The sequence below is a fragment of the Pseudorhizobium marinum genome, from assembly GCF_000705355.1.
Classification (GTDB): domain Bacteria; phylum Pseudomonadota; class Alphaproteobacteria; order Rhizobiales; family Rhizobiaceae; genus Neorhizobium; species Neorhizobium pelagicum.
Map to the genome: position 1 here is coordinate 39483 of NZ_JMQK01000023.1, position 25697 is coordinate 65179.

The window sequence follows — 25697 nt, forward strand, 5'->3', positions numbered from 1 at the left end:
ACACAAAAGAAACGTCCATTAAGCACTTACACACTCGGTTAGCCAACCACGTTTCCGGATCGTTCCAGATGCATGGCTAACCTGCTATTCGGCAAGATCTCTAATTGGATTGTGCGTGGTCTTCATGCAGTCGCGCATGTAGCTCCGCCGACCAACGCGCCCACTTAGCTTCTTGAAAAGGCTTCACAGCCTCAGCCAGCGCCTCCAAGGTGGACCTCATACTATCCCGTTCCCGCCTCAAGTCATGAAGCGTAAACTTCTGCACTTTGTCCGGCGACAGGTGAGGCTCTGCCGTCATCCTGACTAGTTCGACGGTGCCGCTCGCTCCGTCTTCGAACCACCCCCAAAATCCGTGTGTGATTTTGTTACGAAAGTCGCTTCGAGCTTTAACTCTTTTGATTGCCGCCTTTAGCGGCTTTAATTCATCTAAGGACGCGAAATGGAAAGAAGCCATAACTTCCTCCAGCATTCCTCGCCTGCCGGCGTGCGTGCGCTGAGAATAGAAGATTGCCCTGGTCGTGGAGTGATCTTCCTTAAGTAAGCTGTCAAACCCAATATACAGCCATTGCTCGATGTCATCCCAAAGCGAGTGGAGTTCACCCCATGTCCTCATGACGTCTGGATCGTTGAGAGCCGCTTCGCTAGCAGACCGCGCCATCAACTTTTGCATTGCAGCGTGTCGCTCCCCCATCAGCCTCAATTCCTCTAGCTCTTCCGCGGGAACCTCTTCTCTCCTCTGCTCGCCCGTCTCTCCATCTATAATTAATCGAGTTGCCAAGCCCTCTCCCCCCTCATTCGCTCCATGAGCACAGCGGGAACCTCTAGCACAAACTTCAGCCCAAGTGGACAAACCGAGTTTAACACCCCGTTAGGACCAACCCATTGATTTGGCGCTGCTGCGTTACTTAGACCCGGCGGATCTCCGCCCAGTCTGCTGCCTCACGCAGCCCCTTGAACGAGGCGTGGCGGAGTGTTCCGGTATGTGTCCAGGCCCGAAACTTTACCTCAGCCAGAAGTGCTGGCGCTGTCAGCACCAAGTTCTTCCCGGCGATGCGAACGGGCGGGACGCTAGTTTTCAGCTTGTCGAGTTGCTTCTTCAGGTCCCTCGCTTGATCATGGGTAAATCCAGTACCCACGTTTCCGACATAAACGAAGTCGGCGCCCTTTAAGCCTGCGAGCAGAAGGCTTCCTATAGCTCCAGGCATCGCTTTCGACGGCTCATAACCCACGATCGCAAAGGTGTCGCTTTGCACGCACTTGATCTTCAGCCAGTCGCCGGCCCGACCAGAACGATATGGACGATCTCGGTGCTTGGCGATGATGCCTTCGAGCTCGTGGGTACACGCGTGCTGCAACAGCACGTCCGGATCCACGTCGAACTCCTCGGAAAGGCGGATGCCTCCCTCCCGCCCCGGTGGAACGACCTCCTCCAGGAGCGACCGACGCGCGGCATAGTCCATTTTTGTCAAATCGTGGCCGTCGAGATAGAGCAGATCGAAGGCATACAGAATGGCATTGCCTGCCGGCAGCTTGCCGCCCCGACCACCAAGTGAGTTCTGCAACCGACCGAAGTCGGAGCGGCCCTGCTCGTCCAGAACGACCGCCTCCCCATCGAGGATCATCGTGGTCGGCACGTAGTCCCGCGCCGCAGCCTCGATGCCCGGAAAGCGGTGGGTCCAGTCATGGCCGCCGCGGGTGATGATCCGCACCCTGCCCTGCTCCACGTGGACAGCCAGCCGGTAGCCGTCCCACTTCAGTTCGTAGGACCACTCGTCGCCCTGGGGCGCCTTGCTGACGAGCTTCGCCAGGCATGGCTCGATGCGATCCGGCATGGGATCGAACAAGAGCTCTGGTTGTTGAGGGTCGCGCTTCCTAACCTTTCCGCTCTTCAGCGGCTGGTTCTCGTCGACGAGTAGCGGAGCGTTCGGCTTGCGAGGGCGCTTGATCATGCCGCCATTGCAACAGGAAATGCTTAATAAGAAATCACAGCATTGACTCAGAACAGGCTTAGAACATATCTAGAACATCGGAGCCACATGGCGGCGGCGCTCCATCTGAAATTTGGACCAGAAGAACGCGCTCCGGCGCGAAGGAGAACCCGTGTCAGCGTTACCAAATGAAGAAGCCGCCCAAGAGGAAGCAGTTGACGAAGTCGAAGCCGCCCTCGCCTGGCATGATGGAGACGCGCGGCAGACGATCGCCACCCTGCTGGACGATATCCGGCACTTGAGGCTGCAGCTGGCGCTGACGGAGGTGACATCCAGTCGAGGCTTTGCGCGCGGGTGGCAGCCTTCCTTCGAAAGATCCTGATCCATTTCAGAGGACATCGCCAAGGAGGTAAAGGCTCTGCCACTGCGGTGGTGCCGGCGTGCCCTGCCCCGTCTGCAACTTCTCCCGAGATCCGTCTCACATGCCCGATCACACCGTTCTAGCCGCAATCACCAAGAAGAAGTCGGACTGAGGTCCGCCAGGCTAGCGAGCTGCTGCTTCACTCTCCATATAGGCGGCATGAACATTGAACTCTCCGCACTGGAAGAACGGGCCGAAGCCGAAGAAAACATGGCCGAAGCCCTCCGCCTTCTCAACGCCGCCATTCGACGGGTCCATCGGTCGGGTCTACTGGTTCAGGCTGAGATCCTGACGATGCACTCCCCGGGCGGAAGCGTGCCCCAAGTGAACCTCGGGACGCTTGACCGGCAGCATGGGGCGATCTGAAGTGGCAGGTCGCCGAAATCGGCACTGCGGCCGAAACACCATAAGAGGTTCGGGATGCTTTGCTGACAGCCGCAGGAATGATTCGTGAGTTGCAGATCATCCTGGATAAGGGAATGTGATCGGCAGTACCGGATCGTCCTTAACTGCCCTCGCCTCCCAACACCTGTCGTGCAATAGGAGCGGCGTCCGATCGAAAGCCGGGCAAACCCCTACCTCGTGCCCCGCTCTTCTCAGTGCGGGGCTTTTTTTGAGCAATGCGGCCCTTTGACTGGAGCGACGGTTCAAGGTTTCGATTAGATGAGCAACGTCGAGCGAAATAACCGGATCATCCTGCGCAGAGCGAGAGGCAGCAGCATTTCGCAGGTTGCTGCTGTAGAGGGAATTTCTGTCGGCGCGGTCAGGTACATCCTCAGCCGCCATCAATTTTGCATATCGGAACGTGTTCCACCACCTGGCCTCAGCGTCCGGAGCGCCTGGTGCATCGAACAGGTGTTCGGCATCTGGCCCTCGGAAAGCAATGCTGAAGAGATAGCTGGGCGCATGATCGAGTTCCTCCGCGCCCCTGGGTCGACGATGCGTATCTGGCGAGAGATCGAAGGCTGGATCGACAGCCTTCACCATTCACAGGCTGGCAAGTCATGAAGTGCCACCCGACACCGGCGAGGCTACACCTGACGCTTTGCCAGGCACAGATTTAGGTTGTAGTTTGTGGGCGCAATCTCCTTGGCTACTGTCGCGGACTACCACGCGACTCACCCGGAAAAGAAGAGTGCCTCGGACCCGGGGGCGCGGCCTCGCTCACTTATTGCGCCATCGCAGACTCGCTAACGCCGCTCCGGCACCCAGTCGTAGGGATCGGCCTTGAATACGTCCGGCTGTACCACGGGGAAAGGGCGATCGGACCACATCGCCATGGGGACACAAACGCACAAGACTGTGAATGTGAGCAGCCAGACTCTGGCTTGGGATGTGAGCGCCGCGAACGTCGCGAGTCCGATGGGAAGCAACACCATTTGATACCGCGGCTGAACGTACAAAGAAACAGAAAGCATCAGCCATGCGCTGAGCCACAACATCGCCATGATCTGCCGCCCGCGATCCGGGAATGCACGCCTTGCGAGGGCTGTAACGGTGCAAGCGCCGAAGGCCAAGATATTCAGGATCCCGAACACCCAATACCCAACACCGACCCAGTACGGGGCGCCTGTAGACTGCCAAACGACGGGATACATCGCGAGGCTGGCAACGTTAAGGACGCACCGTTTTAACCACGCGAGCAAGGCTTGAATGATACTCAAAACCGACAAGTCAGGTGCCGCGAGCACCTGACCACCGATCCTTTGCGCGGTCTCGATGTTGACGCGGAACAGTGGAAGCCACTCCGCCCCAAGCCAGATGAGCGGAACGACTACAGCGCACGCGCCGCCAAGTACGACAACGACTTCCGTCTCTGATCGTTCGAACTTTTCAGCTAGGGCTGTCGTCACGACGATCGCTGCAAGGATGGCGCCATACCCGAGCCGGAAAGAAGCAGCTGCAGCGGCGATGGCGATACCGATGGCCATCCAGTGTCGTGGGCGGGTGACCAAGGCCCAGCAGATTGCAAGTGACAGCACCAGCAGCGGAAGCTCCTTGTTCGGCCCTGGCATCAACAGCAGCAAGAAAACATTGGCGCAGATGCCGACTAGTGCAAAGCTGTTCGATTTCGCAAATCTGCCATTCAGCACCAACTGCTCGTATAGCCAGGCAGCGATCAATAATAGTGCGAGATTGACCACGGCAAACATCCACGAGCCGACCAGGTAGCCCGGGGCGTAGAGGATGAATAGGCCGAGCAGATCGAGCCGATCGATGTAAAACAGCGTCTCGAGCGTCCCGATTTCGTGCAGCGAGTGAGCAAGCGCAGCGACGTCAGTCACCGACAACCCTGCCGCCAGTGCAGGCCAGAAGTTCGCCTGTATCACTAGCGCACCGATGAAGCCGACCGCGGCAAAGCAAAACGTGATCCGCCAATAAGCTGCGCGGCTCGAAGTCCTGCCTGGGGTCCTCTCTGCCGTTACCTGTGAGTTTGCGGCCCAGAGAATGCCGCCCGCCAACTGCAATGTCGCGCAAAGCAACCACACCCACCCTCCAGCCTCCACCCCGATGCGGGGTCCGAAGTACAGCATGAAGGTCGACCCAACGATGATGTTTAGTAAGTTGATGGTCCCGATCACTCTAGCCGAGCCGAACACCACCATCTGTTGGTAGAAGATCTGGTACAACGAGTTGACGCCAACGGCCAAGAATATCAGCTGTAGCGGAAACGTGCCAACGGATTGCACTTCGGCGTCCGGAATCCACCAGCGAAGAATGGTTGGCGCCAGCGCCGCCATCAAAAGGCAAGGCAAGAAGTTTAATACGAAAAGGGCCACCGCAAGCTGCAGGAGCGAGCGGCGTTCGCCGCGCGGAAGCTCTGTTGACAGGCGCGGCAGAAATGCATTTAGCACAGGGCCCTGAATCTGGAAAAACGCCAGGCCAAGACTGGCGACTGCGATGTAACGACCGTAATCCGCGAGGGGCACAAGACTCGAGAGCGTGAACCGGTCAATCTGCGAAACGGCCATACCGGCGAAGATTGCGACCGAAAGACCTGCGGTTTCTTTCAAAAGTGCGAGCACGTCCGTCAGTCGCACCAATGCGCGCTCGTTGGCCAGCTGCTTCCGAATTGACCACCGGTTCGTGGACCACTCCACAACAGTCAAAGTGGTAAACCCAATCAGGTAGGCCGCCGCTGTTGGCGACCACAGCATCACCAACAATGCTGCCGTCGCATGCTTTGCAGTTGCAAACAGGGTCTGCCGGACGTTAACCGTCTTTTGTTCTTGGGTACCGTTCCAAAAACCTAAATGCACGGCATTCCAGAATTGGAAGAAAAACATGACGAATGCCAGCCGTATCTCGGTGTGACCAGACGACGCTGCCGCTGTGCCTTGGAGCCATTCGGTTTCGATCCAGCCTGCGAACACAATTCCCAGTGCTGCCACCACCGCGCCAACCCCTAGATATGCGGCAGAGAAGATCCCGAACGTCCGAGACAGGTTCGCCCCTCCCGAGGCTTTGGCGCGCGCGATCTCGCGGGGGATGAGTTGACCCAAGCCAACTTCGCAGAGCGCCAGAATCCCCTGTAGCGCTATACAAAAGGCAACGAGGCCCCACTCTTGCGGCGCAAGCGTGGTCACGTAGAACGGAATCAGGAGGATGCTCAAACCGGCGCGCCAAATCACGCCGGCGAAGTTGAAGGCAGTGTTCCTGAGAGCTTGCGACTGGGACATTCTGAGATGGCGGAGCGAGATGACAGTCTCGACTGTTCTTTTTAGCTGGCTCAACCGACAGGCCCTCCAGCGATCAGGGCGAATGAGACTGAAAGACGGATCTCAGCCGCACCTGTGACTCTAACGCATGGCGTAGCAACGACAAGCGCACACAGCGCGGAGCATTGTAGAGGCAATTTCAAATGTATTTTCCCTTGATCAGCGGGGTAACGCGAGGATCGTCGGCGCATCGTCGGCAGCTAGCGTCTCGACCATTGAGTTGAGGATCTACACGCAAGGCTGCTCCAACGGAAAGACCAAATCGAAAGCTTGATGCCTGTCATCGCTAGCCGCATTCGTAACCCACACCCTTTTGCTCAAACCGTTCCCAACCTTCACCGGAATCTATTTGACCAAGCCAGCAGGTGAAAACGCTCCCTTGGTAAGGGAGAGGCCGAGAGTTCAAATCTCTCTAGCAGCACCATCACTTTCCTTATTTTGTAGGACTTTCGCCGTTACAGCCGCTTCGGCATCTGTGCGCAACTCTGCATGAAGAAGCAGACCAAAGTGCGAATTGACGTGCAGCTGCGTGCAAATCCGTGCAGCATGTTCTTGAAGCGTTCTTGATAGACGCCGGCCGCAGCTTACTGATTGCCGATGACCTGGCAGAAGAAATATCGCTGGACCCGCACATGGGGAGACGAGATCGGATTGGACCGAAAGTCTCACGAGGATTATGTCGGATGGGATGGGGATGTCCAGATCGGCCGTATATACCTCGACCAGCAGACTCTGAAGGCAACGCAATGGCACTGGGCTATTCAGTATCCGAAGGGCGGCAAACCCTGGCAGCAGAACAGCGGCTGGGAAGAGACAGCAGCTGAAGCCGCCAAGATGGTGGAGGAATGCTGGGACGAACAGACGCGCGGCTGAGAGGATAGATAGTTGAAGAAGGTGGGGATAATGGTCGCGGCGGTTGCTGCACTGGCGGGACCGGCAGAGGCGATCGAGATCTGCTCCGGCGGGAACCGGGCAGCACGGGGCGTGACGTGTCTGGTTGACGCTGACACCGGCTGGGAGCGTGGCGTGAAGTGGCGCCTGTTGGACATCGATGCTCCGGAGATCTCGAAGCCGGAGTGCCGGCGCGAACTTGAGATCGGGAACGAAGCGACCCAGCGGCTGCAACGGCTTATGGCCGGGGGCTACCAGATAGCGGACAGCGGAGGGAAGGATCGGACTTCCGATCGCCGGGCACTTGTGCGGGTGATTCTGCCGGACGGGAGGGACGCCGGGCAGGTGTTGATCGAGGAAGGGCTTGCCCAGCCATGGCCGAACCAGGGCAATCGGTGGTGCGGGCGTTAGCGGTCCCGCCTGATTTCGCGCTGGATCCGCAGCTCTTCCCTAATCCGATCCATCTCTGCCGTCAGATAGCGCACATGCTCTGCCATCTGTTCGCAAGCTTTGGTCAGAGCACGGGTGGCCTCGGTATGACCGTCGAGCGCCGTCGTCACCTTGTTGAGGGCAGTCGGATCGACTATGACCGCAGCCACCTGGGCGGCGTTGGTGGTGCTCGGAGCGGACCTCTGGCCCTGCAGGAGGCCAAGATGCCGGACGCCGAAGATGATGCCGAGCACTGCGCCGAAGGTCATCAGTGCCGGGAGCGGCAGGTTAGCCAGTTGTTCCATTCCTGATTTCCCCTTGGTCGTGAGCCGCACGATGGATGTTGACGAGCTCGCCGACCGCAAACAGCGGGTAGATGGCGAGCCACGTGCTCACGACATCAGAGGATGCGAAGCCATATGATATTCCGGACCAGATGAGGCAGCCGATACCTGCCGAGAATTGCCGGATCTGCGGTGTGACGCTCCGGCGGGCACCGTTGATCACCAGCCCGACGATCCGTAGGCAGCCGATCAGGAGCATGAACCATCCCATTATGTCCTCTGATGGCACCAAGTCACGGAACGCCATGAAGGCGGGCTGATTGAATGTCTGCGACGGGAGCAGCAGGACGTAGCCGACGAGGATCATGTGGGCGGCATAAAACCATTCCATCATTCGTGGGCCAAAGCGGTGACTGATCCGGATCCAGATGCCCGGGCCAACGTATCCGGGATTGGCGTTGCTGCTCATTGCCAACACCTCTGCCTTACCCCCTGTCGATTGTGAGAGGCCACCTGATCAGCGAAAGGCCGATCAGCCTTCAGGATCGTCACCGACGTGTCCAGGCTTGGGGTCAGCTTCGACCAGCCGTCGCACGCATTCGAGACGGTCTTGCTCGGACAGCCCCATAGACCCACACAGATCAGCGGCATCAGAAGAAGAAACTTGGTCATTGATCTCGCTCCTTTCGCGGAGAACTTCTACAGATCGCTCCAGCGCCTCGACAGCGGCGCCCTGACGGCCAACGGACTTGCCGTAGAGGAATGCACTGGAGAAGACGGCAAGGGCCAACGCAGCCGCACCGATAGCCTTTCCAAGCGGGGTGAAAATGAAGGCGAGCATCTAAGCCTCCAGCTCTTTACGGATGGATTTCACGCGCCGAACGATCCATTCCCCGCCAAACAGGACTGCAGCGATGACGACCACGCCGATACTCGCCACCATGATCAGGGCATCGCGATCCATGCCGGCCAGGTAAGACAGAAGCCCGCCCGTTCCGAAGACGGTAGCGAAGGCGGTGGATAGCCAGTTCGTCTTCTGCCGAACCTCTTTCTCCACCTTTTCCGTGACCACCGGTCGGTCCACCGCAACTTCCACCTGCCGCTCAACGACTGTCTCTTCGACAACTGGCGAAGATCTGACGGATTCGGAAGCTGTACCGCCGAGCTCGACCAAGCGCTTGTGCAAGGCAGACCGTGTCTTCGGACCGACGTCGCCATCAGCCTCCAAGCCATGGTCCGCCTGAAACCGGCGAACCTCAGCCTCGCTCACGCCGTACCCGCAGACGACGAGCGCCAGCCGGCCATAATAATCCAACCGATCGGCCAGACCGTTCTTGCCGCCGTTGATCTTCCTGGTGATAGTCTCAATGTCGTTCTGATCGGCCCACTTGTTGAGGTCCCGGCTCGTCCAGTACCAGATCGGCACGAGCCCTTCCCAAGGATCGGTATTGACTGCATCGGGATCAGCAACGAAGTCTGGGCAGCTATAGCCCTGCTTGCTGCACCAGTCGCGAAACTGCCGATAGTTGTCCTTGCCGGTCAGTTGGATCGGTCCACGGCCCCGGTAGCGGTAGCCGTCGCCGTCCCTCTCTGGCGTATTGCCTAGGTCCGTGCGAGTATCGTAGCGCTGCTGCGCCGCAGTGGGACCCCAGATTTCCTGGTCCCACTTGAACGAGCCGCTCTCGTGCATCAGCTGCGCCAGGTAGTGGATGAGCCGGTGCAGTCGATCGAGGCCGACATCCGCGCCATATCGATCGAGAGAGCTGAGGACGGAACGCAGGTTTGCATCGCTTCCCTTGCCTTTTGCAGCCAAGCGGATGTGCTCCGCCGTGAGGGGCAGGTTCATGGTATCCTCCAAGCTATGGGTGGTCTTGATCAGCTTCGCGCAAGGCTTGCGGAAGATTGAGGGGCTGCTAATTTACTGGCCGCAGTTGCGGCTCAGATCATGAGGATCAGGCAATGCAGTACGATTGGTCGGGCGTTGGGGCGCGTCGTAGCCGGCGACTGAAGCTCGTGATGTACTTTATAGGTGCCGCCGTGGCGGTGACCGCTCCAGTGTTTGTATTGCCTGGTTCGGACTTCACGCCCCTTGCAGAGGCTGTGGCAAACCTTGGGATGTCCGAGCCGCGATAACGCTGGCTAGTTTCGCTCGGTTCATGTTGGTGTTCCGTGGTGGGAGCTGCCCTCCAACAGTAACAATCGGCAACACGAGTTCATTTGCGACGGCCCGCAAGTCTCTGTAGATTCAGACGCAGGCCGATCTCCGGCGTACCCAACTTGGTAGCAATCATGATCCAGGACGAACAGACCGCTCCGGAAGCTGAAAATCGCGCCATTGAAGACTCGAAGATCGAATTCTTCGACCCATGGCAGCAGGCGTTTCAGGAAGAAACCGGTCGCCGTGAGCAGGAATTCGAGTTCTAAGGCGACAGTTGTGGTGCTGCCGGCATGCCCGGCAATGGGGATGGCGAGAAGAGGCGGGGTGTTGCGGCCCTGCAATTGAGATATTGCCGGCTCTGCAGTAAGAAGACTCATTCTAAGCGGAGAAAAAATAGTGCAGATTAGCCCCAGAATGCGGGTCTTCGGCTACGTTGTTGGCGGCGCCATCGTTTCGCTATGGCTCATCCTACCTCCTCCGGCTTGAACAGGAACGCTCTCGAGGTTAAATCGCCTCCGCCCACATTGCATCCACCTGCTCTGCGGTTAGGCCAAGCGCCGCGCCGATAGACGCAATAAGCGGGTGGTCTCGCTCGAACTGCGCGGCATATTCCCATTCCACAAACGCCACGGCGCGTTGCTGTGTATCCTCGATCGCGGCGATTGCCACCTCGACCTGCTCCATTGCGATGCCGTTGGCGACGAGGCCGAGGCGTAACTGGCGGGCGGTTAGTGGCTGTGCGACTGCAGGTTCAAGGCTGAAAGCCGGCACGTCATTCCCGGCCGCCTCCCACTCCGCAATCATACGACGATGGCCGTTGCTCATGTCGTCGGGAACGTAGCTTTCCGTATCTTCTCCGTCGAGGATCACGCGAATCAAGCCGCCTTCCGTAGAGCCGAGAACCTTCATTGGTAGATCTCCGCGTCAGCAGTCCATGTGGACGAAACGTAACTGGTTGAGTTGTTCAGGTCGAATTCGCCTGGCGCGACGCTCTGCACGCTGTGGCCGGCTGACAAGCCCGAGATCGTTGGTGCCGCGCGCTTGTAGACCGCGAAACGTTGGGTTGCTACGTGCTGTGTGGCGCCGGGGGCGGCGATATAGAGAAGCATCCTACCCCGCTCGTGGTATCTCTGGCAAAGGGCCATCTCTGCCGGGTAAAGCCTGCCTTCGAACTCCGTCGCCTCTTTTCCGAATTCGACTTGAACGTCGGTGAAGGTGCCGGAACTGAAACGGACCACGGCATCTGTATTTTCCGTCAGCGTGAAGGTCCCGCCCTTTGCTTTCGCAACGCCGTCAACCGTGCATGTCGCTGTGCCTGTCCAGCTGATTGCGTAGGTCCCACCAACGACGCTAGCGCCTTCGATGACTTGCTCAACACCACCAGCGGGCGCGGTCATGGTGCGCTTCGCGTTGGTTCCAGCGAAGGACAGATTCTGCCCCGCGGTCACCACACGCCAGCGGTCCAGGGTGTATTGATTGGCTGTGGCTGTGGCTGTGCCGCTGACGTAGGCCCGCTGGTTAACCTGGCCGCGGCCGTTGATAATCAGGTTTTTCCCTGCGGCGACAATCCCGGCATTTTCGCGGATGGTAGCCTTCTCGACGTCCGAAAAGGTCTGCGAAACATCGGCCCGCAGCAGCTTGTCAGGAAGGATGCCGGTGTCCTTCAGGAGCTTCCCCGTCACGCCATCGAACGCGGCCAGCTGGCCGTCGACCGCCACAGACGGCCCCACCACATCGCCGATGCCAGCACCGTCGGCGCCTTTCGCCGCCAGCAGCGACCAATAGGCATTCGAAGTCGTTGGCAGCGTCGGCGGAGCGTTGCCCGTGGTCGACTGCAGCGCCACCCAGGACGAGCCGTTATAGAGCACGTTGTCGTTTGCAGCGTAGGCGGTCGCGCCGCTGTAGGTGCCGCGGGGATTAAGGGTTCCGACAGGACCTTCAGGACCAACATCACCGCGGCCATAGGCGAAAGGTCCATCCCAGTCGCCGCTGGTGGCGCTCGCCTTGACGTAAAGGAAGGCGGACTCACCCTCCGTCACCAGGTAGCTGAAGCCCTTGGACCGGCCATTGAACAAGTCGCGATCTGCCAGAGTGCCGGCGGCATCGTATTTGAAGATGGTGCCCTGGCGGAGCTCGGACAGAAGATAGGCGAGATTGCTTGCATTCAGCGCGCTGTTGGCGAGGCTTGGGTCCAGTTGAATATTGTACTCATACGTCCCGCTGGCCCCTCTCCATTCCAGCTGAGCCGTGATCTGCGTGTCGCTGTCCACCGTGGCGATCGGAAGAGGGTTGCCTGGCGCCTGCACGAAGATGTTGCCGCTGGCGATCAGCGCCGTCGACCACGCCGTGCCGATACCCGTGACCACGGCGCTACCGTTCGTCAGGGTGATGGTCCCTGTCGAGTAATAGGAGGTTGCCATTTATGGAGCCTTATTCTGGGTGGTAGATCGCGTAGCGAATCGTCATGGGCTCGCTCCCAGTGCGGAAACGAAGCACACCGCTGCTTAAGCTGAGACGACAGCCAGCACTCCGACCGTCAGCTCTCCGAGCAATAATTCTGGGCGGGAAGTCAAAACTTCGCCCGAGCGAGACGTCTATGGTTTGATTTGCTGCCAGGCTGACAACCCCGGTCAGGACAGGGATTAACGGCCGCTTGTCCTCATGTATCAGGCATTGGTCTCTGCTTGCGGAGCGGGCTTGATAGCCAGCCTTCGAGACGCGCATCTTGAAGGATCCGCCGTCATTGCCGATGAAGACCCGCTCCGTCCCCGAGGGCGTCAGCGTCGGAGACTGTTGCGGGTTGCGATAGATGACATAGAACAGGTCGATGCTTCGCGATGGGATCGGAATGGTGATTCCGTATGTAAATTGGCTTGGCGTCAGCCACGCGACGATGTCCTGAGAACTATACACGTTGCCATTGGCGAGATCGATCGGGCCGGGCGGATAGTAGATTGTCTGGCCGTCGTTGATGACAGCGCCCCATGTGATGTGAGGGATGTAGCCAAGGCTCGGATAATTGATCGTAGCCTGATACGAGACGATGTCCGCGTTGGTCCCTATCTCCGGAACCGAGACGCGCCCCCGAGTGTGGATCTCCAGCGCATCATATCGGCTATCCAACAGCATAGCCTTGGTGGGGAACGAAACGTCATCCCCTGGTTGACTGACGAAAATTCCAGGGACGCCAAAGGCGCTATTCCCGATCCTCGTCCGCTCACTCATTGCGACACTCCAAGCACCGAGTAATCCACTCGATAGACGTCATTATCGAAGATCTGGATCGTGAAGCTGTTTGTGGACACGGAAATGATGCTCGCACCGTTCAAGTAGTCCCGGCCGCCGCGGGATTCATATGCGGCAACCTCGACGGCGGGAATGAAGTGCTGCGTCGGGAACGAGATCACATGCGTTCCAACGCCAAGGTTAAGGGAACCGGAGGCAATGAGCACATAGCCAAAGCTCCAATCGCTATCAAAAATCTTGAAGGAGTCAGGCAGCGATGGGGACGCATCATATCCAGGCTTACTGAAGATGATGCGTCCAGCCGCAGAGTAGAACCGTTGAGCCATACTTTAGTCCGATATTGAGATGAAGCCACTGCCCAGGTTGATGACCATCTTGCCGGTCGGGCTCTGCAGCAGACCCGCCGTGACTGTCCCAATGTTGGCGATCTGAAGCTTCAGCACGCCACCCTCAAAGATCATCGGCAAGGTGCTATTGGTCCCGTCAGTGACGACGAACTGGTCAGCCAGCACGGCGAACCGCGACTTCTGGATTCCTGCCACGGTGTAGAGCTCGAGGAAGAAGCCGCTCTCCTTGAAGGCATCGCCGGTAGAACCGCGCAGCGCCACAGCGAAGCGAGCATCAACGCCGGCCTGATTGGCCGCAGCACGGAACTCGATCCGGCCTTGCGCAAAGCCCTCGTCGATTGCCGCGTAGACTTCCGTGATCTGCGCCGCGACCGCCTCAAGCTCGTTGGCTGCCACCGCGATCTGCTCTTCGAAGTATGCCGTCGAGCGATCGAATGATGCCTCCAGCCGGCGGCGAGAAACCTCTGTCGAGACTGCGTCGAGCTGGAAGTTCGTCAGCAACTGCTCCAGCAGCGGGCGCGTGTCGCCAAGCGTCTGGAAGATCTGCGCGAAGACGTCCTTCACCTCCTGGTTGAGGTTGGCGAGGTAGACCTCCAGATCGCCATTGCCGCCATCGAGCGATGTTTCCTCCACCTCCGCAGACCAGCCAGTCACCCGGCCTGGCGCCGTCAGGCGATGCTGGAAGACATAGATGCGCTCGCTGACGATGCCCTCCTGGATGAATGAAAGCGTCACGTCAGGAGGAGAGGACTTGTAGAAGATGTTGGTCGGCTCCGTCTTCGGCCACCAGCGAAACTCGATGCCAGTGACGGAGACGTCATCGAACGGAGACCATGACATGCGGAAGGCTGGATAGGTTCGGCCATCCGGCCCGGTGCTGAGGACGGGAGCCACCGTCCAATCCGGCAGCTCGTTGAGATAGACCGGCTCTCCGTTCGGCACACCGATAACCGGAGGCACGACACCAGCCCCGGCATATATCGCCCCGTCGCGCTCCTGCAACGACAGCGACACATTCCGCGGCCCGTCACTCGTCAGAGCGCTGATAGACCGGCTCTGGACGATATAGACGCGGTCGCCGTAGCGCGCCGAATTCCACTGCACCCAGTCACCGACCTTGATGTCCTGGAAGTATGGACGCAGCACGATGTCTGCCGTCGCCTCATAGCGGTTCTCGTTGTAGTAGATCGAGGCCAGCTGGTTGGCCTGGCGCTTGGAGGGCACCGTGGCGAAGTTGATGGCGAGGTCGCGGGTGCGGCGGTCAAGCGCCACCTGGCTGGCATTCGTCTGCGTATCGTAGCCGGCCGGGCTCCACATGTTGGAGGGCTCCGGATAGGTGCCGCCAACTGAATTGACGAGATCAGCCATCGAGCGGCGGCGCTGGTAACGCACCGGCTCGTCCGTGATCAGGTCGTCATCCGTGAATGTCGCGACGATGGGCTGAGCCGTCCCGATGAGTGGCCAGGAGCCGTCGACGCTGTCGATGACCATTCCGCCGCACGCTTGCATCAGCGCGTCGATGTTATCGCCGTGGTCAACATCGCAATCGAGAAGAACGGAGCAACGGTAACGCGCCTCGCCGCCCTCGACTTCGTCACAAATGTTGGCTGCCGTGGCGTAGTTGGCGATCGGCAGATCTTCGGTTGCCATCCCCATGCCGCAGAACATATCGCCGTTCCACGAGAAGCCGCGCCGGTAGTTGTAATCCATGACCACCGGGTTTTCGCTGAACTCGTATGTGGAATAGTCCCCCCAACGATGGGAGCCTGACCCGCCGGCAGTGGTGTCTTTGCGTGGGTCATAGAGCCGGGCGCCGCGGATCTCGAAGAAAAACTCCGGAAAGCTGTTCAGACGCTCCTGGTCGTAAGTCAAGGTTGCGAGCACGTAGCACATGCCATCTCCGATGTGGTCCGCAGACCACCTGCTAGATGGGTTGGCATTCGTCACGAGGGCGCTGTCGGCGCTGGTCTGCGTTCCTCTGTAGAAGGTGAACCTGACGCCGGCATAATCGCCGCTGGGCACCAGGAAGACCTGGGCATATCCAACGTCGCTTTCCAGCGTCAGTGGCAGCTCATTGCCGCCCGCCCATACCCGCGAAAGGCCGTCGCAGGGAAAGTCAGACAGCGCAAAGACCTGCTGAAGTTCCTTGTTGGATGTGCCGTGGGTGTTGACGTAGACGTCGTGACCGGCAATCCCGACATAGCCGCAGGCGATCTTCCGGCTGACGTTCTCGCCATACTCGCGATCGAACTGCGTGCCGCCGGCCTGCTTTGCATCCTTCTTGGCGCGGCTGGCCTGCAGCTTCCCGACGACGAAGTTGAGGCCGATGCCGATGGCGGCCGAGGCAATGCCAGCAGCGATCGTGCCGGCGCCAAAGACGGCGGCTGTAATGGCTGAAATGAAGGGCATTTATCTAACCTGAAAAGCTGTCTTCACTGCCGAGATGGGCAGGAACTGGACGTCGGAGCCGGTGACGGTATCGACGCGCTTGCCGCCGACAGTGTCGCTGCGGCCATAGATCGTGCGGACGGCAAAGCCTGCGGAGGTGAATACGCCCGACGAGATGACGCCCTCGCGCTCGATCACGCCGACATCGCCACGCTGCGCCATGAGAACCGGCACAGGCTCCAGCACGGACGCCAACGCCTCCTCGACGGTCTTGAAGCCGGCTTTGGCGAACAGTCGGTAGCCGGCGGCCTCACTTTTGTAGCGGCGGAGCTTGGACAGGATCCGCTTGCCCTGCACGGCCTCTATGGCGTCCATGGTGAGCGTCCAGCAATCGGACGTGCCCCATGCGCCATCGACGGCCTGATGCTTCGCCACAACCGCGTTGAGGCGTTCTTGCCAGTCTGGCTGTCTCATGAGTTATCCCTGTGACTTCGTCCGACCCCAAAGCACCTCGACGCGCCCTGCCCTGCCGGCGTGCTCGAAGAACTTGTCGCCGGGTGCGCGGCGCTGCTGGTCGGCAGAGGAGCGCACCCGCCCATTCTTGCGGCTGTAATCGAGCTGCCTGCCTTCGCAGTTCGCGGTCAGTGTATAGCCGCGCTCTGCATCCTGATTATGCGGGATGGTGTCGACGTAGCCCCGAGCCACAGTCTCCACCTGTACCAGCTCACCCGTGTCGGGATGGAAGTGAGCATCCATCACCCGCACGGGTCGATCCCGATAGTCCTCATCCTCGATCTGGATCAGAACTTCAGGTGTCAGCCCATCGTCAGGACTTTCCGCCAGCGTCAGGGTGAAGCTGCCGTCAGCAGTCGTGCCCGTCCCGCCGCCAAGATCGGAAACCTCGATCAGGCCGAACGGCTTGTAGATGAGGCCTTCGAACGTCAGCGGCTCGCTGCGGGCAATCAGCCCATAGATGCCGGACCCGAACTGGAACCGGATCATCTGCCGCGTCGAAATGCGGCCTTCGTTGTAGAGGTTCTTGACGGCTGTCGAGAGGGTCATTGCAGCACCTGATACCCTTCGAACATTGCTGGCGTCGGATTGGCCACTACCTGATGAAACCACGACGTGTGATCCATGATGAATAGTGCCCGAGGTCGCCACAGACGGGCGACGGCTGCCGTCGTAAAGATTGAGGTGTGCAGAAACGGTGCGACCGAGAGGGCAAGAGCCCCGCCCGATGTTGCCGTGGCCGGCGCCACGATCTCGTAGAGCGCCGTGAACGAGCCTTCAGACAGCTCCACCCGATCACCCGCCGTCGCAATATAGCTCGCAGGAACGCCGCCAAGCGTGAGGGCGCCCGATAGGCCAAGCGTGGTCACCGTCGCTGTTCCTGCCCAACCTGGGGCTATATCCTGCGGTGTCTGAACCCCTTCGTAGGCAAGCGGTGCCATCTGGCCGATGTCGAAGCATCGAAAGCGGTTCATGCCGCCCCGGAGGGAGAGCTTCCAGGCGTGCCAGCGCTGGCGGTCAGCACGGTCGAGCGGCGCGGTTTCAACGCTCACTCGCCATACCGGATCCGCAACCTGGCTGAGGTTGAACGACTTCCCCCGATTGTAGCCGGAGGAAGCCACGCCCTCATCCATGGTGAAGGTGCATTCGACAACCTCATCGTCCGGCAGATCGATGATAGCCATTAAGCCATTCTCCGCTTCTGCGCGTTCGCGATCCGGCTGGGAAGCTTCGCGTCATACTGGCGAACGGAAGCATTCGATTCCTGCCGAGCCACGTTCTTGACGTAGGCCTTTAGGTTTCCCTCGTCATCGACGGCCACGCCTACGGTGACGTGAGTGTTCGATGGCTGCGAGGCGGGAGCATTTGCATTAGCCGGCATGACCGGAGCGACATGGCCGCCGCTGGCATAGCCCTTGGCGCGCTTGTGCATGCTGTTGAGGTTGGCAACACCGAGACGGTCGGTCGCCTTCTTCGAGAAAACGAACTCGCCGCCGTGGACGATGCCAGCAGCCTGGTGAGCCGCGCCGCTTCCGGTGTAGCCGCCAGAGGCAAACAGGCCGACGCCCGGGCGCGATGGGAACATGCTGGCACCACCTCCGAACAGACCGCCGAAAAGGCCGCCCATGCCGCCACCGGCACCACCCCCGAAGAGACTGTCGAAGGCAGAGTCCATCAGCTTGTCAGCGATCTTGCTGAGGGCATTCATGGCAGCGTTGGCGAAGGACTTCCACGCGCCCTCTCCGTTGGCCAGTCCGGAAACGAAGTCATCGACAAAGCCGCGGGAGACGTCCTGGGCGAACTCCATCGCCTCCTTCGCCTTCTTCGTGGCGGTCTCGATCGAGGCCATGACCGAACCCAGAGCCGAAAGCTCGCCCTTCTGCGCCTCAGTGAGCGTGATGCCCGTCTGCTGCGCCTGGTTGAGCAGTTCAGTCTCATATCTGAGAGCGGCGGCGGCCTCTTCGGTCATGCCAAGAGCAGCGCGTTCAGCCTCGAGCGAAGTAATGCGGCGGTTCGCACCATCTACGATGTCGGAGTATTTCTCCTCTTCGGTCTTTCCGCCCCGGCCCTTCTTTCTCTTCGACTTGTCATCGACCTCCGTCAGGCTCTTCGCAAGCTCCTTGAGCTTGGCAGAGGCGGCGGAAGCGCCTCGAGATATCGCTTCCCCGAAGCCGCCGACATAGTCGCGTCCCATAGCTTCGGACATGGACGAGCCGATGGTAGATTCGACCGCGTTTGCGGCGCCGGCATAGGAGTTGTCCAGTCGGCCAAGGCTGACCGACCCGATGGAGCCGATCTCCATACCCTCACCCACGCCGAAAGGCAGGGAGCCGAGCATGGAATTGACGCTCTGGATGTAGCCATTGATCGCGGTCGAGACGCGGTTGATCATGTTCTCGATCCCGGTGATGACGGCGTTCGCGGTCGAGACCACGATATCGCCCAGAGCAGCCGGCAGCCTGGACCAAGTAGCCCTGATGCCCTCATAGCCGCCGACAAACGCTCCGATGATGCCGTTGATGCCGTTCTTCGCGTCTTCGACGATGTCCCGACCGAAGATGGCAGCCAGTTCGTCACGAAAGATGTTCGCGGCGGCAATGGCAGCCGTGATGCCGATGATGAAGGCGAGCGCAGGGTTCGCGGCGGCGAAGGACGCGGCCAGCGTGACCGCAGCTATCGACAGACGGCCGAGGAGCGCGATCAGTTGCACCAAGCCACCGATGATGACGGGCGAGTAGAGCAGTGCAAGGGCGGCAGCTGCTGCGACGGCATAAGGCGCTATTACCTGCAGTCCATCAGCAACGCCAACCAGTGCTGCCGCCGCAAGCTGAGGCCACTCGACCATCTGGAGACCAGCGGCCACGAGGGCTACAAGAGCGATGGTAACGAGGGCGACAGGCGAGATGATCGCAAGGAAGGCCGAGCCTAGAGCCCTGACAGCGCCGGCCGCGCCCATAGGCCCGAGCACGGCGCTGATCTGCGTTCCCTGCTGGAGGGCGATCTGGAGCGGGTTCATGGCCATCGCGGAGGTCACTGCGATATCCTGGAACTGGGCAGCCAGGTTGCCGACGTTCATGGATGCAGCGCCCATGCCCCGCATATTCTGGTTCGCGGCAGCAGCGTGAAGGCGCATAGCCCCCGCTGCCTTGGTCGCCGCGACAGCTTCGGCGTTGAGTGCCGTCGTCGCTTCATCGGCAGCCCGGGCCGCCATCTGCCCAGCCTTGGAAGACGCAGGACCGAGGCCATCAACAGCGGCTTCAGCACGCTTGGCAGCGCCAGAGAGCTTGTCGAGCTTGGACGAGGCCTGATCGACATTCGTCGCCTGCACCTCAATCCCGAGGGATGCCAACTCAGCCATTCGACGTTCCTCTGTCTCTCTTTACAACGCGGCGCCCCTTTAGGGCCGCACCACGGATACGAAGCTTGGCTTCAGCCACATCGGCCTCCGAGGCTTCATCCCGTTTGTGCCCGCCGGTCTTGTTGATGACCGAGAGCGCCGCGACATCCATCTTCCGAAGGGTCGTGACCTCCCACGAGGTCATCACCGCCCCAGTCATGCGGCGGTAGGCGTCGATCTCGCTGTAGGGGATGGGATTGGCTGAAAAGCCAGACTGGCGGGCGTTGTGCAGGTCGATGAACCAGTCCCAGACGTAGAGCAGATCCTCAGCAATTTCCGGGGCTGGTTCGTTCTTCCTTCTCGGGAGGAAGCTTGCCCTCGCGAAGTCGGTTAGCTCTTCGGCGAGGGCGTCATAAAACGGGCGTCCTCATCAGCCCGAGCGTCGATCTGCTCTGCGATGAAGAAGAACCGCGGCTGGCTGATGATCCTCATCACGCTCTCAGGCGTGGCGGGAACGTCCTTGCCGCCGTCCTTCATGTTCCAGCGCGCCACAGCGGCGGCAACAATCTCGTTGGTCTTTTCCTCTACCTCCTCGACTGTCCCTGCCCGCTTCGGGTTCTTCTTGTTGGCGAGGATGGCAGCATTACCGAGGCGACGCTGAACCGCCTTCACGGATTCGGATCGGTAGGAGCGCACCCCAACCACCAGGCCCGTAGGCTGACCGGTGACCGGGTGCATGATTTCGAGATCTGAGACCTGATCGAAGTCGAACGTCTCGAAGGTGGAGATATCGAACATTGGCGCTCCTTACGGCGTGGGGACTTCAGTGTCGACGGTCAGGATCTCGGTGTTGATCCCGATGTTGAAGGTCCGGCGCAGGACGTTGTCCCCGCTTCCAACCTGCTTGCGAGCCGACATGACCAGACCAAGGAAGTAATCGACGCTGTTGTCATAGGTCGGGCCCGGCGCATCCTCGTATTCGATCTTGAACGGGTACTGGAACTTGGTCTGCTCAGCCGCCCGGAGCGCGATCTGGCCCGGGTCGAGCGGGTCATCACCGACGACGAGTGCCAAGGTGCCGGCATCGCGGGCGCCCTTCAGGTGACGGACACGGCCGTCGCTGAGGGACTGGAACGTGACGTCTGAGGATTCGTCACCGATCTCGCCGCCGTCTTCGACCTCCCCGATGGGTATCCAGGTGATAGCCTCGAAGCCGGCAAGCGCCGTAGCGTCCGAGGTGTAGTCGATCTCGGTGACTGCGCCGATCGAGTAGATGGCGCCGGTTGCGGTCGTGATAGCCACGGCAGTGCTCCTTTATGGCTGGAAGGTCTCGTATTCCACGGTGACAGGGACCATCAGGGAGCCGTTCTGAGGCGGCTGTGGGATGGCGTAGGGCTTGCGGTAGATCTTCACGCGGACACCGCTCTGGTCGAGGATGAGCCCGAGCGGAAAGTGGGCGATTATCTGGTCTGCGATCTGCAACGGCTTCACCAAGCCGGCGCCGTCGCGATGGTGGACAGAGACCTGGAAGATGCCCCGGTGCTGCTGACGGCCGGCGGAGAGCGTGCGGGTGTTCGTCCGGTTCGGGAGGTAGTTGACCTCCAGGTATTCCTTTGGCTTCGTCTGCCCGGCCGGTGGAAACTCCAGGTTCGGCCAGGAGATCGGCAGCGCAGGGTTGAGAACGAGAGTCGTCAGCCGGCCGGACAGCGCCGCGAAGATGTTCGCTTCCACACCAGTGGCCATTCGTGTAAATCCCTATCAATGTCTGAAAAGCCGCCCCTCACCGATGACCAGGTCCATTCCAAGCTTCACGAAGCGTGGATCCTGCTTGCCAGGGAGAGCGGCGAGACTGAATTCGGCGGCAATGTTCTGGCGACCGCCCGGAAGGTGCTGTTCACGCTTCAGGCTGCTCTTGTGAAGCGATCGGACGACGCTAGGGACCTAAACGACGCTTAAGGTCGGCCGCCCGCCTCTCGACTATCCCCTGCCACTGTTGAGCCGCCGAGCGCACGAATGCGTCTGGCGGCTGGCCGTTGCTCCCGAACTCTCGATGGCCTGCATAGGCCGCGGTGTAGCCGAAATAGAGCGTGTCGTGGACGTCGGCACCGGCGATAACTGCCTCGATCTGCCCGAAATCAGCAACATAGCTTCCGCCGTCTGCAGGTTGAGCGCCAGGATTTATCCTTGGCATGGCCGCGGTTGATGCCATTAGCGAGGCTCGGAGGAAGCCAGTGTCGACGCGCATGCGCCCGCCCTGCCCGACCGGCTTCTGCATCTCCTCGACAACTTCCTGCACGCTCTCCTTGAAGACAGCCTCGATGGCGCCGGGGACCCTCTCCGCGAAGGCCGCCACTTGAGCCGAGAACGATAGCTTTGCCATCAGACAGTCGCAGCCCGGAACCTGCGCCCCACAGCGTCTGCGTACCCCACTTTGTAGGTCACGTGGCACCTGCACCCGGAAATCTCGTTGATCGGCGCCCTTGGGTCTCCTGGGTAGCGAAGAGCAGCCCCTGACGGACTGATGAAGACGCCATCGACCGGAACGGCCGTATTATTGAGCGCCCGGTGGGTGTGCCTTACCCGGCTGTCGCCTGCCGATCGCCAGATCTTCGTCACGTCCTGCGCTTCGATCTTTCCGGCTGCGATCTGCTGACGGATGGCATTGTCTCGCGCAGAGCCGAGCGCCATCATGGTCTCGGTGCGGGCGACCATCTCGCCACGAAGGCGGAGATTGTTGTCGTTCAGGCGAATGATGATTCGCTGCACATCGTCAGCTTTGAGGGGCTTGCCCTCCCGCATGGCCTTAGCAATGGTGCGGTCGAAGCGCTTGTCCCTCGTCGTGAGGTCCAGATACTTCTTCATCAGGTCAGGATCTCCGGAGAGGAGGTTCTGCCTGGCACGCTCGATGTATTCGATCTGATGTTTCGTGAGGCCAATAGCGCCGCCTTCACGCTTGCCTGTGATCCGGCTGAGCCGGCCGACGACATCAAGGGCCGTCTGGCGCGGATTGGCCCCCCGCATCAGCCCCTGCTCCAGAGCATACCGGACACCCTGCCGCTGATCATCGGTGATGTGCGTCACCATCGATGACGACAGCTCACGAAGGATCGCCTCGGACTCTAGGTTCCTAACGCCGAAGCGGAAGACAACCTTGGCACCTTCGGGATCTCGCACTGTGGGCAACTCACCCACAGCATTGATCCCGCCGGCGTTGAATGCCTCCTGAAGTGCGATGTCGAGGGCAGAGAACGCCTCCGGCTCTAGGATCATCGCCTCTATGGCGCCGTCCAAGTCCCGCCGCTCCAGCCGTTCGATAACCCGCTGCAGAACGATGCCCGACTTAATGGCTTCCACACCCTCACGGAACGCCGCAGCAAGGCGAGGCTCATAGGTGCTGAGGAGTTCCTCGAAAGTCATGCGGAGGGCTTGGCCTGGTCAGCCTGGGCGATCTGCTTTTCAGCGGTCTTGGTGGCCGGCTCCACAAGGCCGAGCTTCTCCAGCGCCGAAGCCTTGACTGCCGAAAGATTCGGCGTGTCACCGATCTTGTAGCGCTCGAAAGGCCGGACAACCTTCACCTTGATCTTTGTCATGTTGATTCCCTTTCCGAAAGGTATTGCGTCGCGGGTGATGTGCGAGCCGCAATGGGAACGGCTTGCTGTTGAACAAGCATTTGAATAGTTATGGGTGGGAAATTCTTGTCGACTTCACGCCGCGCGAAGTGCAGATTGCCTCCCAGAGGGAGAACATCATGAGAAAACTTCTTACTGCGGCCATCTTTGCCATTTCAGCGGCACAAGCATCGGCTATGTGCGTCGGTAGCGGAGCCTTGACGAGTTGCACCGACACGCAAGGCAACAGCTACACTGTCAACAGGTTCGGTAACACCACCATCACCAATGGACACAACGCCGGTACCGGCAGCTCTTGGAGCCAAACGGATATGAGTGTCGGGAACTCCGTTTATACCAACGGCAACACGAACGGTAACAGCTGGAATATGCAGCGCCACCACCACGGCAGCGGCCTCTCAACATACAGCGGCACCGACAGCAGAGGCGATAGCTTCATGGGCACTTGCACACAGTTTGGGTGCAACTGACCCACTTGCAGTGATCGAATTATCGCTTCCCGCGCTAGTCTACTAGGTCAACCTCATACAAAGCAGCCACGCCGGCGGGAGCGAGGGGTCTCACCTCCAGGATCTCCACCCACGCGCTTGCCTCGTCGGCATCCTCAGCGGCAATGCCAAGCGCCACGCGATAGCTCTTCATCGGCACAGCCTCAGCATCGGCCGCAACGGTCAGCGTGTGGCGCGTCTGGCCTATCAGCGTGCCGGAGGCATCTCGGATCTCTTGAAACCCCTCTACGGCGTACAGCGTCTTGTATGTTGGCGGGCCGATGGTCGGGTCCCAGTCTGGGCCGGTCAACGTGCCGGGGATTCTCAGCGTCACCGGGTAGCCGTTCGGCTGGGAGACGTCGGAGACCGAGCGGATGGCCTCAGCCACTTCCGCCGCGATCGCGTTCCAGTCTTCGGACATCAGAACCTCGCCAACGTAGTGACGGTGGTGCCGGTTCGAGCATGCGTGAGGATCTCCGCAAGGATACCATCAACGATGGGCAGAGCGGCTCTTGAGGATGTGTCACCCACCACGCTCCACTTGACGCCCTTGACCTCCGTCAGAACCTTCTGCGGTCCGGCCTTCACATCCGGCGCAAGCGATCCAGGCTTCACCAGCTCCCGAAGCGAAAGCTCATAGGCGGCTTTCTCGATCGGCGCCGGCACAACGTCGGCGGCCAGATCCTCGCCGCGCCAGATCACGTCAGTGCGCGGCCAGAGGAGATCCTGATCGGCTGAAGCGATTACACCCGGATAGCGCGCGCCATAGAGGGCATCCAGAGCCTGCGAAGCACGCACCAGCGCAGCAGCGCGCTTGGCATCATCGACACCGGCAGCGGTCCAAGCCGCATTGCCTCTTGCCTCGTGATAGATCAACGCAGCAGGAAGCGTCCCATAGTGATCGGGCATTTGTTACTCCCCAAAGACGATCTGATGTTTCGCCCGCTCCAGGAGAAACTCATCAGTTCACCTTCGCAGTTCCGAAGGCTGTCAGATCCCTGACCGTCGTCTGTGACGGCCAGTCGCTGACCTCGATTGATGGCATCGATCACGGTCATGCGGAGCTCCGTCGGCGGGACCTAATTGCGCTGCAGATTGTTTGACCTGCGGAAGGAGAACCACCATGAACGATACGAAGAAACCCACTGCTACGCAGGGCCCCGGCGGCGCTGTCATGTCCAATGATTTTTCTGACGTCGCTGAGACGGGCGAGGACGTGAACACGATCAGCGAGAACACCGACGGCGATGGCCAGCACAAGATGAAGAAGGAGGTCAATGAAGCCACTGACCTCCCTCAGAAGGGCTCTGCTTAGCCCCGGCGCTTCAGCTCAGCTTCGATCGCAGCGTTGGCTTCCTCGCCATTGCTGATCGGATCGTCGCTGAGCTTCGACGCCAGCGACCGACGCTCCTGCCAGGTGAGTTCGCGCCAGTTGTCCGGAATGGACACTGCAGAGCGGGTCTCGTCTGTATCTGCCGAGCGCGTGGTGGCACCGTCGGCAGGCTGGTCACCTCCGATCTTCTGAGCGCCGGGCATGACAACCTCGCCTGCCTGCTGGATTGTCTGCGCCGGTTTGCCGGTGGAGACATCCGTGTTGCTTGCCTTGATGCCGATGCCACCAACGCCAGCGACTTCAGCATTGGCAGCGAAGTTGCCCTCGCTGTCCGCCAGCTGACGGCTGGTGCCTTCCGGGTCCGGCTTCACGGGCTCAATGCCTGAGAGAGCAGTCGAGGATTCCCGAGATGCCTTCTCCGCCCGCTCCGCCATCTTGTCGAAGGCATTGGCGAGACGGTCGACGGCAGTGGAACCGCCGAGGCGGTTGGCGCGGGAGCGCAGGATCTGCGCCCGGCTTTCATCCCGACGGGCGATGGCCTCCGCCAGAAGCGGATCATTCTGATGATCGTTCATTGTCAGTTCTC

General features: G+C 60.1%; 33 protein-coding genes and 1 pseudogene. 8 read left to right on the top strand and 26 right to left on the bottom strand.

Annotated features, from left to right (window positions below; genetic code table 11):
• Nucleotides 1-100: 100 nt before the first annotated feature.
• Together EO99_RS0121245 and ligD are read right to left on the bottom strand one after the other, a co-directional pair.
• Entirely contained in the window at nucleotides 101-778 is a 678-nt protein-coding gene (locus EO99_RS0121245; protein WP_029620591.1) for a hypothetical protein, read from the bottom strand.
• Nucleotides 779-905: 127 nt separating this feature from the next.
• Nucleotides 906-1946: a non-homologous end-joining DNA ligase gene (gene ligD, locus EO99_RS0121250; protein ID WP_029620592.1), complete on the bottom strand. Its 1041-nt coding sequence runs from the start codon at nucleotides 1944-1946 to the stop codon at nucleotides 906-908.
• A 154-nt stretch (nucleotides 1947-2100) separates the two neighbouring features.
• Between ligD and EO99_RS26955 the strand changes: the two genes are divergently transcribed.
• From EO99_RS26955 to EO99_RS0121265, 3 genes are all read left to right on the top strand, one after another.
• Nucleotides 2101-2310: a hypothetical protein gene (locus EO99_RS26955; protein ID WP_077067139.1), complete on the top strand. Its 210-nt coding sequence runs from the start codon at nucleotides 2101-2103 to the stop codon at nucleotides 2308-2310.
• A 198-nt stretch (nucleotides 2311-2508) separates the two neighbouring features.
• Nucleotides 2509-2715, top strand: a complete 207-nt coding sequence (locus tag EO99_RS0121260; protein WP_029620593.1) for a hypothetical protein — start codon at nucleotides 2509-2511, stop codon at nucleotides 2713-2715.
• Between the two features lie 297 nt (nucleotides 2716-3012).
• Nucleotides 3013-3357 carry a hypothetical protein gene (locus EO99_RS0121265; protein WP_029620594.1) on the top strand — a complete coding sequence of 115 codons (345 nt, stop codon included), beginning with the start codon at nucleotides 3013-3015 and terminating at the stop codon, nucleotides 3355-3357.
• Between the two features lie 182 nt (nucleotides 3358-3539).
• Here the strand turns inward: EO99_RS0121265 and EO99_RS0121270 are convergent, their stop codons facing one another.
• Nucleotides 3540-6083, bottom strand: a complete 2544-nt coding sequence (locus EO99_RS0121270) for a lipopolysaccharide biosynthesis protein (protein ID WP_029620595.1) — start codon at nucleotides 6081-6083, stop codon at nucleotides 3540-3542.
• 582 nt (nucleotides 6084-6665) lie between these two features.
• On the opposite strand from EO99_RS0121270, the gene EO99_RS0121275 reads away from it, so the two are divergent.
• A complete protein-coding gene (locus EO99_RS0121275) occupies nucleotides 6666-6941 on the top strand; it encodes a hypothetical protein (RefSeq protein ID WP_029620596.1) in 276 nt (91 codons plus the stop codon).
• A gap of 21 nt (nucleotides 6942-6962) precedes the next feature.
• On the top strand, nucleotides 6963-7370 hold the full coding sequence (locus EO99_RS0121280) for a thermonuclease family protein (RefSeq protein ID WP_235776900.1): 408 nt from the start codon (nucleotides 6963-6965) through the stop codon (nucleotides 7368-7370).
• On the opposite strand, the gene EO99_RS0121285 is transcribed toward EO99_RS0121280, so the two are convergent.
• The 4 genes from EO99_RS0121285 to EO99_RS0121300 all read right to left on the bottom strand — a co-directional run bounded on the left by EO99_RS0121285 (nucleotide 7367) and on the right by EO99_RS0121300 (nucleotide 9518).
• Nucleotides 7367-7693 (bottom strand): hypothetical protein, encoded by a 327-nt coding sequence (locus EO99_RS0121285; RefSeq protein ID WP_029620598.1) that lies wholly within the window; start codon nucleotides 7691-7693, stop codon nucleotides 7367-7369. The genes EO99_RS0121280 and EO99_RS0121285 overlap by 4 nt on opposite strands.
• A complete protein-coding gene (locus EO99_RS0121290) occupies nucleotides 7677-8141 on the bottom strand; it encodes a hypothetical protein (protein ID WP_029620599.1) in 465 nt (154 codons plus the stop codon). The genes EO99_RS0121285 and EO99_RS0121290 overlap by 17 nt, the downstream gene beginning before the upstream one ends.
• Nucleotides 8142-8204: 63 nt before the next feature.
• On the bottom strand, nucleotides 8205-8513 hold the full coding sequence (locus EO99_RS27640; RefSeq protein ID WP_051680009.1) for a hypothetical protein: 309 nt from the start codon (nucleotides 8511-8513) through the stop codon (nucleotides 8205-8207).
• On the bottom strand, nucleotides 8514-9518 hold the full coding sequence (locus tag EO99_RS0121300; protein ID WP_029620601.1) for a glycoside hydrolase family 19 protein: 1005 nt from the start codon (nucleotides 9516-9518) through the stop codon (nucleotides 8514-8516).
• Nucleotides 9519-9961: 443 nt separating this feature from the next.
• Here EO99_RS0121300 and EO99_RS28520 point away from each other — a divergent pair, with 443 nt between their 5' ends.
• Nucleotides 9962-10096, top strand: a complete 135-nt coding sequence (locus tag EO99_RS28520) for a hypothetical protein (protein WP_268871314.1) — start codon at nucleotides 9962-9964, stop codon at nucleotides 10094-10096.
• Nucleotides 10097-10334: 238 nt separating this feature from the next.
• Here the strand turns inward: EO99_RS28520 and EO99_RS26450 are convergent, their stop codons facing one another.
• The 16 genes and pseudogenes from EO99_RS26450 to EO99_RS27645 all read right to left on the bottom strand — a co-directional run bounded on the left by EO99_RS26450 (nucleotide 10335) and on the right by EO99_RS27645 (nucleotide 23251).
• Nucleotides 10335-10739 carry a hypothetical protein gene (locus tag EO99_RS26450; protein ID WP_051680010.1) on the bottom strand — a complete coding sequence of 135 codons (405 nt, stop codon included), beginning with the start codon at nucleotides 10737-10739 and terminating at the stop codon, nucleotides 10335-10337.
• On the bottom strand, nucleotides 10736-12250 hold the full coding sequence (locus tag EO99_RS26455; protein ID WP_051680011.1) for a hypothetical protein: 1515 nt from the start codon (nucleotides 12248-12250) through the stop codon (nucleotides 10736-10738). The genes EO99_RS26450 and EO99_RS26455 overlap by 4 nt, the downstream gene beginning before the upstream one ends.
• Before the next feature lie 10 nt (nucleotides 12251-12260).
• The gene (locus EO99_RS0121330; RefSeq protein WP_029620604.1) at nucleotides 12261-13055 is read right to left on the bottom strand and encodes a hypothetical protein; all 795 of its coding nucleotides are present in this window, start codon (nucleotides 13053-13055) and stop codon (nucleotides 12261-12263) included.
• A complete protein-coding gene (locus EO99_RS0121335; RefSeq protein WP_029620605.1) occupies nucleotides 13052-13402 on the bottom strand; it encodes a hypothetical protein in 351 nt (116 codons plus the stop codon). Before EO99_RS0121335 ends, EO99_RS0121330 begins: the two co-directional genes overlap by 4 nt.
• A gap of 3 nt (nucleotides 13403-13405) precedes the next feature.
• Entirely contained in the window at nucleotides 13406-15832 is a 2427-nt protein-coding gene (locus EO99_RS0121340; protein ID WP_029620606.1) for a phage tail protein, read from the bottom strand.
• Nucleotides 15833-16285 carry a DUF6950 family protein gene (locus EO99_RS0121345; protein WP_077067141.1) on the bottom strand — a complete coding sequence of 151 codons (453 nt, stop codon included), beginning with the start codon at nucleotides 16283-16285 and terminating at the stop codon, nucleotides 15833-15835.
• A 3-nt stretch (nucleotides 16286-16288) separates the two neighbouring features.
• Nucleotides 16289-16873, bottom strand: coding sequence for a hypothetical protein (locus tag EO99_RS0121350; protein ID WP_029620608.1), 585 nt, complete (start codon nucleotides 16871-16873; stop codon nucleotides 16289-16291).
• Complete coding sequence (locus EO99_RS0121355; RefSeq protein ID WP_029620609.1) at nucleotides 16870-17508, bottom strand: hypothetical protein; 639 nt, start codon at nucleotides 17506-17508, stop codon at nucleotides 16870-16872. Before EO99_RS0121355 ends, EO99_RS0121350 begins: the two co-directional genes overlap by 4 nt.
• Entirely contained in the window at nucleotides 17508-19682 is a 2175-nt protein-coding gene (locus tag EO99_RS0121360; RefSeq protein ID WP_051680013.1) for a phage tail length tape measure family protein, read from the bottom strand. Before EO99_RS0121360 ends, EO99_RS0121355 begins: the two co-directional genes overlap by 1 nt.
• Nucleotides 19675-20013 (bottom strand): annotated as a pseudogene (locus EO99_RS28785) (phage tail assembly chaperone); the annotation flags it as partial. The pseudogene EO99_RS28785 and the gene EO99_RS0121360, both read right to left, overlap by 8 nt.
• 38 nt (nucleotides 20014-20051) lie before the next feature.
• Nucleotides 20052-20459, bottom strand: a complete 408-nt coding sequence (locus tag EO99_RS0121370) for a hypothetical protein (protein ID WP_029620612.1) — start codon at nucleotides 20457-20459, stop codon at nucleotides 20052-20054.
• 9 nt (nucleotides 20460-20468) lie between these two features.
• Entirely contained in the window at nucleotides 20469-20963 is a 495-nt protein-coding gene (locus EO99_RS0121375) for a hypothetical protein (protein WP_037112659.1), read from the bottom strand.
• 12 nt (nucleotides 20964-20975) lie between these two features.
• A complete protein-coding gene (locus tag EO99_RS0121380) occupies nucleotides 20976-21404 on the bottom strand; it encodes a DUF4128 domain-containing protein (RefSeq protein ID WP_029620614.1) in 429 nt (142 codons plus the stop codon).
• 190 nt (nucleotides 21405-21594) lie between these two features.
• Nucleotides 21595-22041: a hypothetical protein gene (locus EO99_RS0121390; RefSeq protein ID WP_029620616.1), complete on the bottom strand. Its 447-nt coding sequence runs from the start codon at nucleotides 22039-22041 to the stop codon at nucleotides 21595-21597.
• The gene (locus EO99_RS0121395; protein ID WP_029620617.1) at nucleotides 22041-23078 is read right to left on the bottom strand and encodes a phage minor head protein; all 1038 of its coding nucleotides are present in this window, start codon (nucleotides 23076-23078) and stop codon (nucleotides 22041-22043) included. The genes EO99_RS0121390 and EO99_RS0121395 overlap by 1 nt, the downstream gene beginning before the upstream one ends.
• A complete protein-coding gene (locus tag EO99_RS27645; protein WP_156034936.1) occupies nucleotides 23075-23251 on the bottom strand; it encodes a hypothetical protein in 177 nt (58 codons plus the stop codon). The genes EO99_RS0121395 and EO99_RS27645 overlap by 4 nt, the downstream gene beginning before the upstream one ends.
• A 68-nt stretch (nucleotides 23252-23319) precedes the next feature.
• On the opposite strand from EO99_RS27645, the gene EO99_RS0121405 reads away from it, so the two are divergent.
• On the top strand, nucleotides 23320-23760 hold the full coding sequence (locus EO99_RS0121405) for a hypothetical protein (protein WP_210165095.1): 441 nt from the start codon (nucleotides 23320-23322) through the stop codon (nucleotides 23758-23760).
• Between the two features lie 34 nt (nucleotides 23761-23794).
• Here EO99_RS0121405 and EO99_RS0121410 read toward each other — a convergent pair whose 3' ends face one another.
• Nucleotides 23795-24199 (bottom strand): hypothetical protein, encoded by a 405-nt coding sequence (locus EO99_RS0121410; protein ID WP_029620619.1) that lies wholly within the window; start codon nucleotides 24197-24199, stop codon nucleotides 23795-23797.
• On the bottom strand, nucleotides 24199-24687 hold the full coding sequence (locus tag EO99_RS26010) for a DnaT-like ssDNA-binding protein (protein WP_051680014.1): 489 nt from the start codon (nucleotides 24685-24687) through the stop codon (nucleotides 24199-24201). The genes EO99_RS0121410 and EO99_RS26010 overlap by 1 nt, the downstream gene beginning before the upstream one ends.
• Before the next feature lie 214 nt (nucleotides 24688-24901).
• Between EO99_RS26010 and EO99_RS0121420 the strand changes: the two genes are divergently transcribed.
• A complete protein-coding gene (locus tag EO99_RS0121420; RefSeq protein WP_029620621.1) occupies nucleotides 24902-25093 on the top strand; it encodes a hypothetical protein in 192 nt (63 codons plus the stop codon).
• On the opposite strand, the gene EO99_RS0121425 is transcribed toward EO99_RS0121420, so the two are convergent.
• The gene (locus EO99_RS0121425; protein ID WP_029620622.1) at nucleotides 25090-25686 is read right to left on the bottom strand and encodes a hypothetical protein; all 597 of its coding nucleotides are present in this window, start codon (nucleotides 25684-25686) and stop codon (nucleotides 25090-25092) included. The genes EO99_RS0121420 and EO99_RS0121425 overlap by 4 nt on opposite strands.
• Between the last annotated feature and the right edge of the window lie 11 nt (nucleotides 25687-25697).

What these genes read in the sequence shown, in the direction of transcription:
- EO99_RS26455 (WP_051680011.1), bottom strand. Translation starts at nt 12,250, where the DNA reads ATGGCAACCTCCTATTACTCGACAGGGACCATCACCCTGACGAACGGT.
- EO99_RS0121380 (WP_029620614.1), bottom strand. Translation starts at nt 21,404, where the DNA reads ATGGCCACTGGTGTGGAAGCGAACATCTTCGCGGCGCTGTCCGGCCGG.
- EO99_RS0121390 (WP_029620616.1), bottom strand. Translation starts at nt 22,041, where the DNA reads ATGGCAAAGCTATCGTTCTCGGCTCAAGTGGCGGCCTTCGCGGAGAGG.
- EO99_RS0121275 (WP_029620596.1), top strand. Translation starts at nt 6,666, where the DNA reads ATGACCTGGCAGAAGAAATATCGCTGGACCCGCACATGGGGAGACGAG.
- EO99_RS28520 (WP_268871314.1), top strand. Translation starts at nt 9,962, where the DNA reads ATGATCCAGGACGAACAGACCGCTCCGGAAGCTGAAAATCGCGCCATT.
- EO99_RS0121335 (WP_029620605.1), bottom strand. Translation starts at nt 13,402, where the DNA reads ATGGCTCAACGGTTCTACTCTGCGGCTGGACGCATCATCTTCAGTAAG.
- EO99_RS26450 (WP_051680010.1), bottom strand. Translation starts at nt 10,739, where the DNA reads ATGAAGGTTCTCGGCTCTACGGAAGGCGGCTTGATTCGCGTGATCCTC.
- EO99_RS27645 (WP_156034936.1), bottom strand. Translation starts at nt 23,251, where the DNA reads ATGACAAAGATCAAGGTGAAGGTTGTCCGGCCTTTCGAGCGCTACAAG.
- EO99_RS0121350 (WP_029620608.1), bottom strand. Translation starts at nt 16,873, where the DNA reads ATGACCCTCTCGACAGCCGTCAAGAACCTCTACAACGAAGGCCGCATT.
- EO99_RS0121370 (WP_029620612.1), bottom strand. Translation starts at nt 20,459, where the DNA reads ATGTTCGATATCTCCACCTTCGAGACGTTCGACTTCGATCAGGTCTCA.
- EO99_RS0121410 (WP_029620619.1), bottom strand. Translation starts at nt 24,199, where the DNA reads ATGTCCGAAGACTGGAACGCGATCGCGGCGGAAGTGGCTGAGGCCATC.
- EO99_RS0121290 (WP_029620599.1), bottom strand. Translation starts at nt 8,141, where the DNA reads ATGAGCAGCAACGCCAATCCCGGATACGTTGGCCCGGGCATCTGGATC.
- EO99_RS0121330 (WP_029620604.1), bottom strand. Translation starts at nt 13,055, where the DNA reads ATGAGTGAGCGGACGAGGATCGGGAATAGCGCCTTTGGCGTCCCTGGA.
- EO99_RS0121285 (WP_029620598.1), bottom strand. Translation starts at nt 7,693, where the DNA reads ATGGAACAACTGGCTAACCTGCCGCTCCCGGCACTGATGACCTTCGGC.
- EO99_RS0121265 (WP_029620594.1), top strand. Translation starts at nt 3,013, where the DNA reads ATGAGCAACGTCGAGCGAAATAACCGGATCATCCTGCGCAGAGCGAGA.
- EO99_RS0121425 (WP_029620622.1), bottom strand. Translation starts at nt 25,686, where the DNA reads ATGAACGATCATCAGAATGATCCGCTTCTGGCGGAGGCCATCGCCCGT.
- EO99_RS0121260 (WP_029620593.1), top strand. Translation starts at nt 2,509, where the DNA reads ATGAACATTGAACTCTCCGCACTGGAAGAACGGGCCGAAGCCGAAGAA.
- EO99_RS0121420 (WP_029620621.1), top strand. Translation starts at nt 24,902, where the DNA reads ATGAACGATACGAAGAAACCCACTGCTACGCAGGGCCCCGGCGGCGCT.
- EO99_RS0121345 (WP_077067141.1), bottom strand. Translation starts at nt 16,285, where the DNA reads ATGAGACAGCCAGACTGGCAAGAACGCCTCAACGCGGTTGTGGCGAAG.
- EO99_RS27640 (WP_051680009.1), bottom strand. Translation starts at nt 8,513, where the DNA reads ATGCTCGCCTTCATTTTCACCCCGCTTGGAAAGGCTATCGGTGCGGCT.
- EO99_RS0121395 (WP_029620617.1), bottom strand. Translation starts at nt 23,078, where the DNA reads ATGACTTTCGAGGAACTCCTCAGCACCTATGAGCCTCGCCTTGCTGCG.
- EO99_RS0121340 (WP_029620606.1), bottom strand. Translation starts at nt 15,832, where the DNA reads ATGCCCTTCATTTCAGCCATTACAGCCGCCGTCTTTGGCGCCGGCACG.
- EO99_RS0121300 (WP_029620601.1), bottom strand. Translation starts at nt 9,518, where the DNA reads ATGAACCTGCCCCTCACGGCGGAGCACATCCGCTTGGCTGCAAAAGGC.
- EO99_RS0121355 (WP_029620609.1), bottom strand. Translation starts at nt 17,508, where the DNA reads ATGGCTATCATCGATCTGCCGGACGATGAGGTTGTCGAATGCACCTTC.
- EO99_RS0121360 (WP_051680013.1), bottom strand. Translation starts at nt 19,682, where the DNA reads ATGGCTGAGTTGGCATCCCTCGGGATTGAGGTGCAGGCGACGAATGTC.
- EO99_RS26010 (WP_051680014.1), bottom strand. Translation starts at nt 24,687, where the DNA reads ATGCCCGATCACTATGGGACGCTTCCTGCTGCGTTGATCTATCACGAG.